12 protein-coding genes are annotated in these 16,005 nt (G+C 71.1%); 3 read left to right on the top strand and 9 right to left on the bottom strand.

Translation table 11 applies throughout. From position 1 onward, the window contains the following. Window positions 1-86: 86 nt before the first annotated feature. The 4 genes from OOK31_RS26305 to OOK31_RS26320 all read right to left on the bottom strand — a co-directional run bounded on the left by OOK31_RS26305 (window position 87) and on the right by OOK31_RS26320 (window position 6,395). Window positions 87-2,888: an NHLP bacteriocin export ABC transporter permease/ATPase subunit gene (locus OOK31_RS26305; RefSeq protein WP_267090020.1), complete on the bottom strand. Its 2,802-nt coding sequence runs from the start codon at window positions 2,886-2,888 to the stop codon at window positions 87-89. Window positions 2,889-2,973: 85 nt separating this feature from the next. Next, complete coding sequence (locus tag OOK31_RS26310) at window positions 2,974-5,253, bottom strand: NHLP family bacteriocin export ABC transporter peptidase/permease/ATPase subunit (RefSeq protein ID WP_267089816.1); 2,280 nt, start codon at window positions 5,251-5,253, stop codon at window positions 2,974-2,976. After that, window positions 5,250-6,056 carry an HlyD family efflux transporter periplasmic adaptor subunit gene (locus OOK31_RS26315; protein WP_267089817.1) on the bottom strand — a complete coding sequence of 269 codons (807 nt, stop codon included), beginning with the start codon at window positions 6,054-6,056 and terminating at the stop codon, window positions 5,250-5,252. Before OOK31_RS26315 ends, OOK31_RS26310 begins: the two co-directional genes overlap by 4 nt. Before the next feature lie 99 nt (window positions 6,057-6,155). Next, window positions 6,156-6,395, bottom strand: coding sequence for a hypothetical protein (locus OOK31_RS26320; protein ID WP_267089818.1), 240 nt, complete (start codon window positions 6,393-6,395; stop codon window positions 6,156-6,158). Between the two features lie 456 nt (window positions 6,396-6,851). Between OOK31_RS26320 and pyrF the strand changes: the two genes are divergently transcribed. Continuing rightward, a complete protein-coding gene (gene pyrF, locus OOK31_RS26325; RefSeq protein WP_267089819.1) occupies window positions 6,852-7,571 on the top strand; it encodes an orotidine-5'-phosphate decarboxylase in 720 nt (239 codons plus the stop codon). Between the two features lie 80 nt (window positions 7,572-7,651). Here the strand turns inward: pyrF and OOK31_RS26330 are convergent, their stop codons facing one another. Further along, entirely contained in the window at window positions 7,652-10,810 is a 3,159-nt protein-coding gene (locus tag OOK31_RS26330; RefSeq protein WP_267089820.1) for a BTAD domain-containing putative transcriptional regulator, read from the bottom strand. Between the two features lie 75 nt (window positions 10,811-10,885). On the opposite strand from OOK31_RS26330, the gene OOK31_RS26335 reads away from it, so the two are divergent. Next, window positions 10,886-11,743, top strand: a complete 858-nt coding sequence (locus OOK31_RS26335; RefSeq protein ID WP_267089821.1) for an NAD(P)-dependent oxidoreductase — start codon at window positions 10,886-10,888, stop codon at window positions 11,741-11,743. A 49-nt stretch (window positions 11,744-11,792) separates the two neighbouring features. On the opposite strand, the gene OOK31_RS26340 is transcribed toward OOK31_RS26335, so the two are convergent. The 3 genes from OOK31_RS26340 to OOK31_RS26350 all read right to left on the bottom strand — a co-directional run bounded on the left by OOK31_RS26340 (window position 11,793) and on the right by OOK31_RS26350 (window position 14,842). Continuing rightward, complete coding sequence (locus tag OOK31_RS26340) at window positions 11,793-12,482, bottom strand: 4'-phosphopantetheinyl transferase (RefSeq protein ID WP_267089822.1); 690 nt, start codon at window positions 12,480-12,482, stop codon at window positions 11,793-11,795. A 24-nt stretch (window positions 12,483-12,506) separates the two neighbouring features. Continuing rightward, complete coding sequence (locus OOK31_RS26345) at window positions 12,507-13,907, bottom strand: cytochrome P450 (protein WP_267089823.1); 1,401 nt, start codon at window positions 13,905-13,907, stop codon at window positions 12,507-12,509. Between the two features lie 77 nt (window positions 13,908-13,984). After that, window positions 13,985-14,842 carry an SDR family NAD(P)-dependent oxidoreductase gene (locus OOK31_RS26350; protein ID WP_267089824.1) on the bottom strand — a complete coding sequence of 286 codons (858 nt, stop codon included), beginning with the start codon at window positions 14,840-14,842 and terminating at the stop codon, window positions 13,985-13,987. 111 nt (window positions 14,843-14,953) lie between these two features. On the opposite strand from OOK31_RS26350, the gene OOK31_RS26355 reads away from it, so the two are divergent. Then, window positions 14,954-15,442: a nuclear transport factor 2 family protein gene (locus OOK31_RS26355; RefSeq protein ID WP_267089825.1), complete on the top strand. Its 489-nt coding sequence runs from the start codon at window positions 14,954-14,956 to the stop codon at window positions 15,440-15,442. Window positions 15,443-15,515: 73 nt separating this feature from the next. Here the strand turns inward: OOK31_RS26355 and OOK31_RS26360 are convergent, their stop codons facing one another. Beyond that, on the bottom strand, window positions 15,516-15,947 hold the full coding sequence (locus tag OOK31_RS26360; protein WP_267089826.1) for an ester cyclase: 432 nt from the start codon (window positions 15,945-15,947) through the stop codon (window positions 15,516-15,518). Window positions 15,948-16,005: the final 58 nt, after the last annotated feature.

Here is a 16,005-nt window from a genome sequence, read left to right on the forward strand (position 1 = left end):
GTAGCGGGGGAATGGGTGTATCCACTGGACGTCGCGACAAGAGCTTGTTTGATTGCCCCGGACCGACCTGATGGATCCGCAGGTCATCACAGCTGGCGGCGGACCAGGTCGTGGAACAGACCGGTCGTGTCGGCGAGCAGTGCGGCGGGTGGGCCCTGCTGGACGATGCGGCCGTCCGACATCACGATCACCCGGTCGGCGTCCATGATCGTGGACAGCCGGTGGGCGATCACGATGCGGGTGGCGCGCAGGGAGCGGGTGGATTGGATGACCACGCGCTGGGCTTCGTTGTCCAGCGCGCTGGTGGCCTCGTCGAAGAACAGGATGCGTGGCTTGCGGACGAGGGCCTGGGCGATCATCAGCCGCTGGCGCTGGCCGCCTGAGACCGTGGTGCCGCCGTCGGACAGCATCGTGTGCATGCCCATCGGCATGGCCTTGATGTCCTCTGCCAGGCCCGCCATCGCGGCGGCTTCCCACGCCTCCTCCAGCGAGAACACCGCGGCGCCGCAGATGCATTCGAGGATCGAGCCGCTGATGGGCTGGGCGTTCTGCAGGACGACGCCGCACTGGCGGCGCACGGCCGCCCGGTCGAGCGCCGCCAGGTCCTGGCCGTCGTACAGCACGCTGCCTCCAGAGGGCTTGTCGAAGCCGATGAGGAGCCGCAGCAGCGTCGACTTGCCGCAGCCGCTGGCCCCGACGATCGCGACGAACTCGCCCTGCCGGACTTGGAAGCTGGCGTCGTCCAGGACCAGCGGGCCGTCCTCGCTGTAGCGGTAGGACAGGTTCTTGGCCTCGATGGCGCCGGTCAGCCGGCCCGGTCGGGTGCTGGAGCGGGCCACCTCGGGGACCTCCCGCAGGAGGGGCTTGACCTGCTCGAACATCGGCAGCACCGCGGCAGCCGATATGAGCGCGCCGGTCAGCTGCGTGACCGAGGACAGCAGCATCGTCAGAGCGGTGCTGAAGGTGAGGAACTCGCTGGCGGACATGGCGCCACGGGCCGGTCCGGCCAGCAGCACGAACATCACCAGCGTGCACAGCGGCAGGTAGACCGCGCCCAGCACCGTGATGACGTTCTGGATCCGGCCGATGCGCTGCTGCAGCTCGCGGGTACGGGCGAACTCCCGCGCCCAGGCGGCGTAGGCGAAGCTCTCGGCCGCGGCGACGCGCAGCTTGGGCAGCCCGCGCAAGGTCTGGAAGGCCTGGTTGTTGAGCTGGTTGCTGAGCTTGATCAGCTGGCGCTGGTAGCGCAACTGCCACAGCCCCAGGCCCAGGAAGACCGCCGCGATGACGATCAGCATGGCGACGGCGGCCATCGCCAGCGGGACGCTGTAGACGAGCAGCAGCACGAGGTTCATCGTGCCCACCGCGCCCGCCTGTACGGAGACCGGGCCGATACCGGACAGCACGCGGCGGATGGCGCTGATGCCCATGGCCGCACTGGCCAGTTCGCCGGTGGAGCGGCCGGCGAAGAACTTCGTCGGAAGCCGCAGCAGCCGGTCCCACACGGCGGGCTGCAGGGTGGCCTCGATGCGGCCCTCCATGCGCAGGATGGAAATGTTCTGCAGCAGCATGAAGGCGGCCGAGACGACGCCGGTCGCGATGAGTGCCAGGGCCGTCTGCACGATGAGGCCGTTCTCGGCATCGGGTACGTACTGGCCGAGCACCTGGCCGGTGGCGATGGGCACCAGAGCGCCCAGGACCACCGCGACCAGCCCGCCCAGGATGAGGCTGCGCAGCTCGGGGAGTGTGCCGCGGACGCTGAAGCGGAGCAGCCCCGGCAGGCCCACCCGCCCGTCGGGGAGCGGGCGGTAGAACATGACCGCGCGCGGTTCGAAGGCGGCTCCGTCGCCCTTGCCGATGCGCTCCCGTGTGCCGGTGGCCGGGTCGACCGCCTCGTAGCGGCCACGCCGCCACAGCAGGGCGACCGGCGTCCCGTCCTTCTCACGCAGGCCCACCAGGGGGCCGCTGTTCTCCCGCCACCAGGGCCCGCTGAGCCTGACCGTACGGGTGCGGATCCGCGAGGCGAGCGCGATGCGCTCGACGGGGTCGATCCGCTCCGAAGGAGTACTCGCCTCGCCCGGATCGGACAGCGTGATGCGGGCCTCGTGGGCGACCAGGCGGCACACGGCGAAGGTCGCGTCGACGCTCGCGCTCCGGTGGGAACGGCCGCCGGAGCGGTCGATGGAGGCCAGCAACGCCCGGTCCGCCTGGGTATGGGCGGCCTGACCGGCCTCGATACCGGCCGCCGTACGGTCCTCGTGGAGGCGTTCGAGTCGCTCGATCCAGCGGTCCAGGGCGTAGAGCAGCCGGTACTGCTGGTCGACCATGCCCTGCCACATCGCCGCGTCGACGAGGAGGGTCCCCACCGCCTCCGTCTCGTACGCGGCTCCGTACTGGACGGCGCCGGGGGCGATCTGCATCCACAGGATGTCGTCGTCGGCTCCGCCCTGCCCGGTGGTGGCGCGGCCGTCCAGCGGCGCCTGGTAGAGGATGCGCAGGCCGCGGCCGATGCCGCGCGCGAAGGCGTCGTCGAGGGGGCTCAGTTGTGCAGCGGGGGCGCCGTACGCCGCGCCGTACGCCCCTTGGTCGGCCCACCACTGCTGGAGAGGGGCGCCGTACTCCGGGCCGGGCAGCTCCCGCAGCTCGATGCGGCGCAGCCGGCACCCTTGCAGGGGGCGGCCGACCAGGGTGTGCTCAGGGCCCTCGGCCGGGCCCAGCAGTAGGGTGCCCGCCTCCAGCCTGCCCAGGAAGTGCCAGTGCCCGGCCTGCGCCGCGTCGACGGCGAAGAGGTCCAGCTCGCCCTGCACGACGAGCCACAGCACGAGCGGCCCCTCCAGCGACAGGCTGCGCAGGCCCGTGCAGTCGACGGTCGCGCCGAGTCCGCCCATGGCTGCGACGACCGCTTCGGCGTCCTGGCCCGGGGCCCGGCCCGGGTGTGCGGCGGTGACCACGGCGTGGTGCGGGTACGTCACCTCAGTGCTCCTTGACCAGTTGGGCGTACGGGCCCTGCGCGGCGACCAGGTACTCGTGCCGCCCGCGTTCCACGACCGTGCCTCGGTCGAGCACGACGATCTCGTCGCTGTCGCGCACGGTGCTCAGCCGGTGGGCGATGACCACGCAAGCGCAGCCGCGGCGGCGCAGGTTGTCGATGATGACCTGCTCGGTCACCGCGTCCAGGGCGCTGGTCACTTCGTCGAGGACCATGATGCTGGGGCGGCGCACCAGCGCCCGGGCGATCTCCAGACGCTGGCGCTGGCCGCCGGAGAAGTTGCGGCCGTCCTGCTCGACGCGGCTGTGGATGCCGCCGGGGCGACGGGCGACCACGTCGTGGACGGCGGCATCCTCCAGCGCGGCGACGACGGCCTCGTCCGGGATGGAGGGGTCCCACAGCGTGACGTTGTCGCGGACGGTTCCTTCGAAGAGGAAGACGTCCTGGTCGACGAAGGAAACGGAGGCGGCCAGCGCGCCGCGGGGGATGTCCTCCAGCCGCATCCCGTCGATCCTGATGGCGCCCGCCCAGGGGGCGTACAGGCCGGATATCAGCCGGGACACGGTGGATTTGCCGCTGCCGGAGCCGCCGACGAGGGCGATCTGCTGCCCCGGGCCGACCGTCAGCGAGAAGTCCTTGAGCAGCGGGGCGTCCAGGGGGCTGTAGCCGAAGGTGACGGCGTCCAGCTCGACATGGCCCTTGAGCCGGCGGGTGCTCACGGCGGCTTCGCGCCGCGAGTAGACCGGGTCGACGGGGAAGTTCTCGACGTCCTTCAGGCGGGCTACGTCGGCCGCGAAGTCCTGGATCCGTCCGGCGACGCCGCCCAGACGGGAGATCGGCGCGGTGAAGCTGGTCACCAGGGCCTGGAAGGCGACGAGCAGACCGACGGAGAGGTGCCCCTCCACCGCCCGCAGGCCGCCGATCATCAGGATCAGCGCACTGTTGAGCGCCGCCAGCGTGGGCGCGACGATCGCCAGCCACGCACTGGGCACGCCGAGCCGCTGCTGTACATCCAAGGTGACCGCGTGCTGTCCGGCCCAGCGCCGGAAGAAGCCGTTCTCGCCGCCGGTGGCCTTCATCGTCTCGATGAGCTGGAGACCGCTGTAGGACGTGTTCGTCAGCCGGGCGCTCTCGGCGCGCAGCTTCTGCGTGCCGGTGGCCCTCAGGTGGATCACGATCCGCATGGCCACGACGTTGAGCAGCGCGATCATCACGCCGACGAGGGTGAGCTGCGGGTCGTACGTCCACAGCAGCACCGCGTACAGAACGACCACCGCGGCGTCGACACCCGCGGCGGCCAGGTCCCGCGCGAGGGTCTCGGCGACGGCGTCGTTGGACTGGAGGCGCTGGACCAGGTCGGCCGGGTTGCGTTGGGAGTAGAAGGTGACCGGAAGTCTCAGCAGGTGCCGCAGGAAACGGGCACTGCCCAGGGTGGAGGAGATGATCCGCCCGCGCAGCAGATTGGCCTGCTGCAGCGCGGTGAGCGTCGCGGTGAGCACCAGGGTGACGGCCATCGACGCGAACAGCACGCCCAGCAGGGACGTCTGCTCCCCGATGAGGAACATGTCGATGTACGTGCGGCTCAGGGCCGGCACCGACGCACCGACCGCCACCAGCAGAAGGCTGGAGAGCACGGCGGCGGCCATGGTGCCCGAGGTGCCACGCAGGCGGGCCGGCATGGCGCCCAGGACGCCCGGCTTGCGGCCGCCGCGGCGGAAGCCGTCGCCGGGCTCGAAGGTGAGTACGACGCCGGTGAAGCTGGTGTCGAACTCGTCCATGGGGACGAACCGGCGGCCCTTGCCGGGGTCGTTCACGTACACGCCACGGCGGCCGAAGCGACGGCTCATGCCGTCGTAGACGACGTAGTGGTTGAACTCCCAGAAGAGTACGGCCGGGGCGCTCACCTCGGCGAGCGCGGCCAGGTCCATCTGCATGCCCTTGGCCTTCAGCCCGTAACCGCGGGCGGCCTTGAGCAGGTTGCTGGCGCGAGAGCCGTCGCGGGAGACGCCGCAGGCGATGCGCAGCTCCTCCAGGGGAACGAAGCGGCCGTAGTGGCCGAGCACCATGGCCAGGGCCGCGGCGCCGCACTCCACCGCCTCCATCTGCAGCACGGTGGGGGTGCGTACGGCCCTGGGCGTCCTGCCCTTGGGGGCGGGGGCGGGCCTGCGGCGGGTGCCGCCCTTGGGCTCGGGGCGGTGGCGGCGCCGCCCGGCCGGGGGCAGCTGGGGTGCCGGCAGAGGTGACCCTGTCTGCGGCACGGTCATGGCAGCAGCCAGTCGACGGGGCGCTGCGCGGCCAGGCGGACGGCTCCGGTGACCGGCGTCGTCGAGTCGAGGGCGTACGGGGGTCCGTCGGCGGAGGACCACTTGTAGCCGGACTTGGTGGCGGAGGAGCCCTCCAGCTGCACGAGCACCGCGACCGGGTTGCCGTGCCGGGAGAATTGTTCGGCGAGCCCGCTGTCTCCGAGGAAGCCACCGATCTGCGTCTGCGTCACGGGCGCGCGGCCGACCGCCTTGACGCGGCCGCGCAGCACGCCGAACTGGTGCTGCGGAACGGACTGGACGCTCAGATCGACCGGGGCGCCCACCGGGATCGTCGAACCGGCACCGCCCGGCACGTACAGCATGGCCACCAGGGGGTCGCCCGGGTTCTTCACCCGTTCGACGGTCGCCACGTCCGCACCGGTCGTGACGACCGAACCCACTTTGGCGACCAGCGTCGTCAACCGGCCGCCGGTCACCACGCGTACGGGCCGGTCGCCCTGGTCCGTGCGGACAGTGAGCAGGGGCGCGCCCGGGGACAGGAGCTGGCCCTCCTCGGCGAGGACGCCGGTCACCTGTCCCGCGACCGGACTCTGCAGTACGTAACTGCCCTCGGCGTGGGTGAGGATGCCGGGTGCGCTCAGCTTGGAGGACACGGTGCCGGTGAGGGCCCAGAAGCTCGCGGCAGCCATGACGACGACTGTGACGGCCAGTACGAGCCGCCCCTGAGGGCGCGCGAAGCGTACGGGCAGATCGAGTTCCTCGGGCGATTGCAGCTTGGAAAGAGCCTTTTGGCGAAACTGCACGGACTATTCCTTCAACTGCGTTCGTCTAGGTCGGACACGCGGGTACCCAGGAACCCCGGAGCCGTGGGGGATGCTCCGGGGTTCCTGGAGTTATCCCAATCAGATACCGGCGCGACCGGTGTTCACCGAAACGCCGGTGATGCCCGAGGCCAGGCCGGGGACGTTCGAGACGAGACCGGTCGCGGCCTGGACGGTGTGGAGGGAGCCCACTACGCCCACGACGTCGCTGACGTCGCTGGTCACAGCGCCGACAAGGCCACCGTGAACGCTGATGATGCCGCCGGAAACGGCGTCCAGCTCGGCGTCGGCAATCTCACGGGTCTCAAGGTCGTTACGCATTATGCGCACCTTTCATTTGCTGGGGGGGATTCTGCGGCTGCCCGGCGGACCGAAACTCGGCCACCATTCTTTCAACGGCCGCAGCGGGCAAGATGAAAGCACGCGAACGGGCCGTCCAGCCAATCCGGCCGGCTCCCCCTCACGCACAGATGGCCACCTCGGACGACCGGCGTGCAGCTTCATTCACCGAATGGTGACAACTTCTCCGCAAGATCGAGTAACAGATACGGGCGACCCGCCGCCCACCTGGAACCTAAAGGACAGACATGCACGAAACGCACGGGACAGGTGCGACATATCAAGGAACTGTGAAGGCCGATCACCCCGTCGCGCACACGATGTGCAGATTTCCCGAATGCACGTGGCGCAACGGACCCATCACGTCGGGTGCGCTCCGCCTGCACATACGAAGCGCCCAGGGTCGAAGCCGTACGGCCGCCTCCGCAGCGACGCCGCATGGGTGACAATGACGCCGTGGAGCCAACCAGTCGGATCATCGTCGCTTTGGATTTCGACAACCGCCGAGCTGCGGACGAAGTCGTCGCCCGGCTCGGTGAGGAGTGTCGTTTTTACAAGGTCGGGATGGAACTGCTCACGGCGGCCGGGCCGGACCTGATCGAGCACCTCGTAGCCATGGGCAAGGAGGTGTTCCTGGACCTGAAGCTCTTCGAGATCCCGAACTCTGTGGCCGGCGCGGTCCGCGCCGCCGGCGCTCTGGGTGTCTCCATGGTGACCGTCCACGGTATGGGCGGCACGGGCATCATGTCCGCGGCGGTCGCGGCGGCCCGCGACTTTCCACGACTTCGCGTGCTGGCTCTGACCGTCGTCACCAGCATGACGAGTTCCGATCTCGATGACATCGGCGTCACCGGCTCGGCCTCGACCGAGGAGCAGGTGTTGCGGCTGGCCCGGTTGGCGGAGGGCGCTGGTTGCCACGGCGTGATCGCATCGCCGCAGGAAGCCGGGCCACTGCGTGGTGTGCTGGGAGCGAGCGCCCTGATCGTCACGCCGGGAGTCGCGCTTCCCGGCGAGTCTGCAGGTGAGCATGCCCGGTCCGGCACGCCGCGTGGTGCTGTTGCCGCTGGTGCGTCACATGTTGTCGTGGGCCGGACGGTCACCCGTGCCGCGGACCCGCTGGCCGCATTCCGGCTCGTCCGCGCCGACCTGGAGCTGTGAGCGGAAACGATCACCGGCTGGATGGTCGGGCCGAAGCTTCGCTGCCGTACGAACCGGATCACCGGCATCGTGGACACGACTCAGGGACTCAGGGATTGGGCGGTCCCCCCTGCCGTCCGGGCGTGGTCGAGCGTTACTCGAGGGTTCAGGGCTTGGTGGACGGCTTTGGTGATGCGATCGATGTCGCCGCGTTCCGCGGGTGGCAGTGGGATGCCGACTGCCTTGCGCGTTGCTGCGGCCGTACCCAGCAGCCGGGCGGCTGCGTCGTGGTCACCGCTGAGGGCGTGGGCACCGGCCAGGCCTTCGAAGGCACGTGCGAGTGCCCGTCGGTCTCCGGTGCGCCGGGCGTAGTCCAGCCCTTCCTGGTGCAACGTCAACGCGGCGTCGGCGTCGCCCCGCTCTTCGGCGATGAAGCCCAGTTCGGCCAGGATGAACGCCACTCCGAGGTCGCCCTCCCACCGGCGGCACCAGTCGAGCCACGCGCGCAAGTGGGTCTCGGCGTCGTCCAGCCTGCCCTGGCGCCGCGCCACAAGGGCCGAGCCGACCTCGGCGAATTCCTCGCCGCGCTGGTAGGCATGCGCGGCCGCCAGCTGCTGGGCGCGTCGGTGGAGGTCTTCGGCGCGATCGAGGTCGCCGGTGAGCAGCGCGGTACGTCCCATGCGCGCCAGCATCTTGGACGCCTCGTTCCACAGCTTGAGGTCCTCGGCGAGCCGGAAGCCTTCTCCGCGCAGCTTTCCTGCGGTGTCGTAGTCGCCAACGATTTCGGCCATGTCCCCGAGGATGACGGTCGTCTGCAACTCACCCCAGTTGTCACCGAGTTCCCGGAACAGTGCGCCGGCCTGCTCGGCGTCGGCGCGAGCCCGGTCCGGCTTCCCCTGGTACAGGGCGACCTCGGCGCGGGCGGAGAGCGCGGCGGCTGTTCCCCAGTGGTCCTCCAGCGTCCGGAACTCGGTATGGGCCTGGTCGGCGAGGTCGAACGTCGCCTCCGGGTCGCCGAACCCGGCCTTGGCCAACGCGAGGAACCACCGGGCCCGGGCCCGTCCGGCGGGATCGTCCCCCTTGTCGTAGAGCTTGAGCACGGGTCGGCTGTCGTTGTCGGGAGCGTCGAGGAGCAGCAGCGACATGCCCGCACGCCACGCGCGGGCCGATGCCCTCAGCCCGGGGTCTCCTCCGGTCGACAGCGCGAGGTCGAGCGAGCGTCTGGCTTCGGCGAGGCGGCCGCGCAGGAACCAGAACCAGGCGGTCGCGTTCACCAGCCGAAGCGCCTCGTCCGCGCTGCCCCTGCGGACGGCATGTGCGAGGGCGGCGCGCAGATTGGCGGCCTCGGCGTCCATGCGTTCCAGCCAGAGCCGTTGCTGGTGGCCCCGCAGCCGGGGCTCGGCGCGTTCGGCGAGGTCGGCGTAGCAGGCGAGGTGGCGGTCCCGTACGCCCTGTTCGTCCCCGGACTCGACGAGCCGCTCCAGGCTGTAGGCCGCGACCGACTCCAGCAGCCGGTACCGGCCGTCCCGGTGGACGACCAGGGAACGGTCGACCAGCCGTCCGAGCAGTCCGAGGACGTCCTCGGTCCGCACGCCCTCGCCCGCGCACACCGCCTCGGCGGCCTGCAGATCGCAGCCGCCCGCAGGCACGGCCAGGCGGCCCAGCACCACCTGTTCGGTGTCGGTGAGCAGCCCCCAGCTCCAGTCGATCATCGCGCGCAGGGTGCGCTGCCGTGCCGGTACTCCGCGCAGGTTCGCCGCGAGGACCCGGAACCGGTCGTCGAGGCGGTCGGCGAGGTCCGCCACGTGCATGACGCGTACCCGGGCGGCGGCCATCTCCAACGCGAGCGGGATTCCGTCCAGGCGGCGGCAGATCGACGCGACGGCTTCCGCGGTGTCGGGCTCCAGGGCGAAGCCCGGCGCGACGGCCGCGGCACGGGCGACGAACAGCCGCACGGCGTTCGACTCCGCGGGCCGGACGGCGCCCGGTTCGGGCAGGTCCAGTGGAGGGACGGGCCAGATGTGTTCACCGGCGATCGCCAGCGGTTCCTGGCTGGTGGCCAGGACGCGCAGTCCGGGCGCGGCGCGCAGCAGCCGCGCGGCCAGCTCGGAGACCGGCTCCACGATGTGCTCGCAGTTGTCGAGCACGAGCAGCATGCGCCGGCCCGCGAGGGCGTCGGTGAGCCGGTCGGCCAGGGACCGGGGCGGGGCGTGGACATCGTCCCGCAGTTCGAGGACCGCCGCGACGGCCTCCTGTACGTCGGCGGCGGTGCGTGCGGCGGCGAGCTCCACCAGCCAGGCGCCGTCCGGGAGATCCTCGGCCCGGCGCGCGGCCAGCTCCAGTGCCAGCCGGGTCTTGCCGACCCCGCCGATCCCGGTCAGGGTCACGAGCCGCTCGGATTCCAGGAGTCGGCCGATCCTGTGCACCTCATCGGTGCGGCCGATCAGGTCCGTGAGCGGGGTGGGAAGGTTGCCTCGCGGCCGCTGTGCCGAAAGTGCGTCGGGGGTCAGGGCTCCGTCCTGCCGCACGATCGCCTGGTGCAGCTCGGCCAGCTCGCGGCCGGGGTCGAGGCCGAGGTCGTCGCGGAGACGGTCGCGGAGCTCACCGAGGCTTGCCAGCGCCGCATCTTGGCGGCCCGACCGGTACAGGGCGCGGACATGAGCGGACCGCAGACCCTCATGCAGCGGATGCGCCGCGACGAGTTCCCCCAACTCCCCGGCCAGCAGCCCGTGCTCACCGAGGGCGAGGCGCGCCTCGGCAAGCTCTTCGAGGGCGACCAGCCGCTGTTCCTCGAGCCGCCTGGCCTCGCTCCGGACGAACTGCTCGTCCGCGCAATCGGCGAAGGCCGACGGCCCCCGCCACAGCCCCAGCGCCTCGGTGAGCACTCCGGCCTGCGCGCGCGGATCACCGGTGAGCGTCCGAGCCCGCATCAGGAGCGCTTCGAAACGTCCGGCATCGACCGCGTCGCGGTCCACCCGGAGCAGGTATCCCGGCGGCCTGGACACGACCGCATCACGGCCGCCCGGCTCGGCGTCCTCCAAAGTCCGCCGCAACAACGACACCTTGGACCGCAGCGTACGGACGTCGTTGGCCGGAGGCGCGTCGCCCCACAGGTCGTCGATCAGCCGGTCCACCGAGACGACCTGCCCCCGCCGCACCAGCAGGGCGGTGAGCAGCGTACGGATCCTGGTCTCGCGCACCCGAACGCGCCGCCCGTCCGCCGTCCACACCTCCAGCGGACCCAGCACCCCGAAACGCATACGGCCACGGTACCCGCTGCCCGGCCACAACCTTTCCGGAGACCGAGCGGAACCTCCCTCGCACAAGGTCGTCCCATGAACAACACACCTGTCACCGTCATCGGACTGGGGCTGATGGGCACGGCCCTCGCCACCGCTTTCCTCGAGGCCGGCCACCCGACGACCGTCTGGAACCGCACGCCGGCCAAGGCGGAGGACCTCGCGGCCCGGGGAGCCGTCGTCGCTCCCAGCGTCGAGGACGCCATCCGGGCGAGCTCATTGATCGTGGTCTGCCTGACCGACTCCGCCGCCGTCGTCGACACGGTCGGCCCGCACCGGGCCGAACTGGCCGGCCGAACCCTGGTCAACCTGACCTCCGGCACCTCCGACGAGGCCCGCGAGACCGCCGCGTGGGCGGGCGACTACCTGGACGGCGCGATCATGGCCATCCCCGAAGTCATCGGCCGTCCCGAGGCGTTCTTGCTGTTCAGCGGATCAGCGAGCGCGTTCGACAACCACGAGGCCACCCTCAAGCGCCTCGGCAACGCGGTCTTCTTCGGCGAGGATCCAGGCCTGGCCTCCCTCTACGACGTGGCACTGCTCGGCGTCATGTGGGGCACGCTGAACGCGTTCCTGCACGGGGCCGCACTGCTGGGCGCGGCCAAGGTCGACGCTTCCGCCTTCGCGCCGTTCGCCAACCAGTGGGTCTCCAGCGTGACCGGGTTCGTCAGCGCCTACGCCGACCAGATCGACCGCGGCGCCTACCCGGCCGAGGACGCCGCCCTCGAAACCCATCTGGCCACGATGAAGTACCTGGTACGCGAAAGCGCCGCCGCGGGCATCGACACCGACTGGCCCGCCCGCATCCAGGCCCTGGCCGAACGCGCCATCGACGCCGGCCACACCGGTGCCAGCTACGCCAGCCTCATCGAGGTCTTCCGCGGCAAGGCGTAACCGAGGCCGACGTCACTGACGAAAAGCCCCCGCCCGGCCCGGGTACGGGTCAGGCGGGGGCGGGTTCGCTTCCCGGGGAGGGGTACGGCACGGTGACGGCTGTCAGGAGGAGGCCGTTCTCGACGAGCCAGCGTCCGCTGAGGCGGTCGATCGCGCGGCCGCCCGCGCGGGGTGCGGGGACCAGGACGCGGGCCTCGAAGCGGCCGTCCTCGGGGGCGGCCTCGATGACGGCGTCCTGGAAGGTCAGCTCCTGGCGGGCCAGCGGGAAGAAGGCCTTGAACACGGCCTCCTTCGCGCTGAACAGCAGCCGGTCCCAGCACACCCCGGATCCGCCGGCCGGGCCCGCGTCCGCCCAGCGGCGTTCCTCGGGCCGGGAGACGAGGGCGATCACCCCTTCCGACAGGGGGGCGTTGACCTCCGCGTCGATCCCCACGGACAGCAGGTCGCCCGTGGCGGCGACGGCCGCGGCGCAGTACCCGGGGCAGTGCGTGATGCTGCCGACCACGCCCCGCGGCCACCGCGGGTCCCCGTCCGGGGTGCGCAGCAGGGGCAGGCGGGGCAGGCCGAGCCCGAGCATGGCCCGCCGGGCGCAGTCCCGGCCGGAGGTGAACTCGCGCCGGCGTTTGGCCACCGCCCTGGCCAGCAGGGCCTCCTCCGCCGGGAAGAGCGGCCCTCCGCCCGGTCCGGCGCCGTGCGTCTCGGCCGAGCGGGCCGAGGCGGGCAGCAGCCGCTCGATCACCGGCCGCCCCCGCCTTCGCCGGGGTCAGGCACCGCCCACTCCGCTCACGGCGGCCTTCCGGGTGCGGCGCGGGGCCGTCCTCGGCACCGGAACGGCGAGCACCTCGGTGGTCGGGCGCAGCGAGATGGAGGAGTCCCCGTAGCGCAGGAAGTTCCCGGGTACGAGGGACAGCCGGAACCGCTGGTTGATCATCGCGACCATCATCCGCAGCTCCATCAGCGCCATCAGGTTCCCGATGCACATCCGGGCCCCCGCGCCGAAGGGGATGTACGCCATCCTCGGGCGGGCCTTGATCGCCTCGGGGGTGAACCGCTGCGGGTCGAAGGCCTCGGGGTTGTCCCAGTAGCGCGGGTTGCGGTGCGAGGCGAGCGGGGAGAGCAGCACCGAGGACTTGGCCGGGATGTGGTAGCCGCCGAGTTCGTCGGCCTCCACGGTGTCCCTGGGGTAGATCCAGATCGGCGGGTAGAGCCGCAGCGCCTCGTCCACCACCTTGCTGGTGAAGGGCAGGGATTCGAGGTCCGCCGGGTCGGGGATCCGGCCGCCGAGGGCCTGCTCCAGCTCGGCGTCCAGCTCCTCCTGCACCGAGGGGTTCAGGAGGATGGACACCAGCGTCCAGCACAGGGCGACGGCGGTGGTCTCGTGTCCGGCGAGGTAGAGGGTGAGCAGTTCGTCCCGTACCTGGTCGTCGGTCCAGCTCTCGCCGGTGACCGGGTCCTTCGCCGCTTCGATGAGGGCCATGAGGGCGCCCTGGCCGGTGTCGGCGTGCTGCCGGCGGATGTCCTCGACGAGCCGTGTGAAGACCGCGCGGTCCCGCTTGATGAGCCGGTTGCGTTTGGTCGGCATCCAGGACGGCAGCATCTCGGACAGCGTGCCGTGCTTGAACATCACCTCGATCACGTTGTCCACGACGTCCTTGAGGACGGGCGCCTCGGGCCGGACGTCGTAGCCGAACAGCGAGCGGCTGAGGGTGACCAGGGTGAGCCGCAGGGTCTCGGTGACCAGGTCCACCGGCTCGCCGAGGCGGGCCTTCTCCTCCCAGACGTCCAGCATCTCCTGGGTGGCCTGCACCACGTTGGGTCCGATCGCGGCGACCGCGCCGCGCAGGAAGACCGGCTGCATCGCCCGGCGGTGGGAGCGCCAGAACGCGCCGTCGGTGGTGAGCAGGCCGTCGCCCATCACGGTGCGGAACTGCTCGTAGAGGGTGCCGCGTACGTAGTTGGAGCTGTTGTCCTTCAGTACCCGCCCCACGGCGTCGGGTTCGGTCACCAGGTGCATGGTGACCGGGCCGAGCTGGACGCGGCTGACCTCGCCGTGGTCGCGCTGGGTCTGGAGGAGGAACTCGGCGGTGCGGGCCTTCCACTGCGGCAGGCTGCCCAGCAGCGGTATCCCGCGCGGGCCCGGGGCCCGTCGTCCTTCGGTCGTCATGGTCGTGCCTCTCTCGGAAGCGGTGCGGTGGCGGTGACGGGCGGCGGATCCGCGGCCCACGGGCCAGGCGTCAGGGGCTACGGCACCGGGAACTGGCGGCGGATGTAGGCGTTGTCGAAGACGGAGTCCGGGGCCAGCCGGCGCAGCGCCAGGGTGCTGGCCGCCAGGAAGCCGACCGGATAGCGGGCCTTGGGGCGGCGGGACAGCGCCGCCCGCTCGATCACCTTGGCGACGTCGTCCGCCTCGACGGCGAAGGTGCCCGCGAGGGTGCGGCGGCTGCGGTCGTAGACGGCGGCGTAGTACTCGGCGGTCCGCTGGTGGAAGCGGCGGTACGCCGGGTGGCCCTCCCCGCCGCCGGCCAGGTGGGAGACGAAGGTGTCGGCCCAGGCGGTGCGCACCGGCCCCGGTTCGACGAGGGAGACGCGGATGCCGAACCCGGCGACCTCCAGGCGCAGCGCGTCGCTCAGCCCTTCGAGGGCGTGCTTGCTGGCGTGGTAGAAGCCGCCGCCCGGGGCGGCGTAACGTCCGAAGATCGAGGAGACGTTGACGACGGAGCCGCCGCCGCGCCGGCGCATGCCGGGCAGGACCAGCTGGGTCAGGCCGACCACGCCGAAGACGTTGGTCTCGAACTGCTCGCGGACCCGGTCGAGTCCGGTCTCCTCGAAGGTGCCGGCGAGGCCGAAGCCCGCGTTGTTGACGAGGACGTCGACGCCGCCGGCGGCTGCCGTGACCGCCTCGACGGCCGCTTTCGCCGAGTCGGGGTCGGTGACGTCGAGGGCGAGGACGTCCATCCCCTCGGCGGCCACCCCGGCCAGCGTCTCCGGGCGCCGGGCGGTGGCCCAGACGCGCAGACCGGCGGCCCGCAGACGGATCGCGGTGGCCCGGCCGATCCCGGAGGAACAACCTGTGACAAGTGCGTTGCGCGGCACCGGCACGTTTTTCCCCTTTCCTTTCGAATGGCTTTCGCCGGACGGTACGAGCAGTATGGTGGAGGAATCCGCATCATCATGACGATGCGTCAAAATAGCCTGGGAGTTGAGTTCCTGATGGTTTATCACCTGGTCGTCAAGGCAAAGGTACGCGCGGCATTCGGCGAAATCAGCAAGGGGAACTGGGAGTCCATGGTGGATTCCCTCGCACCGGAGTTCACTTACCGCTTCTACGGTGAGCACGCCCTTTCGGGAGAGCGCCGTACGCACGCCGCGATGCGGCTGTGGTGGGAGCGGATCGACCGGATCATGCCCAACCCCCGGTTCGAGGTGCAGGACATCGTGGTCGCCGGCTGGCCGTGGAACACCACGGTCGCCACGAGCGTGCGGGTACGGACCCCCCTGCCGGACGGTTCGTACTACGAGAACGTGGTGAACCAGTTCATGAAGATGCGCTGGGCCCGCATATACGAGGTGCGCACCCTGGAGGACACCGTCGTCCTCCAGCGCGCCCTCGACGTGGTGGCCGCCTCCGGGGTGGAGGAGGCGCACGCCGCCCCCATCACCGACGAGCAGGCGGCGGCCGGGCGCTCCGTCCGGGGCTGAGCCCCGGTGGAGCCGGCAGGCCGGGGATCGCTCCCCGGCCTGCCGGCCGCCGCGCGGGCACCGCCGCCAGGGATCAGCCGAAGGCGCCGAGCTGCTTGGCGAGCTCGAATCCGTCCATGGAGAACCAGCTCTCGACGATCACGCCTTCGGCGAACTCGTCGATGACGATTCCGGGAATCGCGAACGACCGCCCCGTGGCCGGAATTCCGTAGTATTCCTCGCCGGTGTGGGTACCGCGGGCCGTGAAGCGGCTCACGACCTTCTCGCCCTCGATGATCCAGTCGTCCACGGTGACCTGGAGGTCGGGGAAGGAAGCGCGCTGGATTCGCACCCACTCCTTGAGGTGCTCCACGCCCTCCTTCCCGTTCTCCGCCGTCCCGTGGCTGATGTGGGCGTCGGTGGCGCCCTCGTAGATGACGTCCAGGTTGCCCTTGTTCAGGCACTCCTCGTAGTAGCGCTCCAGGGTGCGCCGGTTGGCGGCGGCGGTGGGGTTCACGTCGGTCATTTCCTCATCCTTTTCGAAAGGCCGCGGGGACTTCCCCCGCGGTGTGGTGCTGTGTTCC

It is taken from the genome of Streptomyces sp. NBC_00249 (genome assembly GCF_026342355.1).
Classification (GTDB): Bacteria; Actinomycetota; Actinomycetes; order Streptomycetales; family Streptomycetaceae; genus Streptomyces.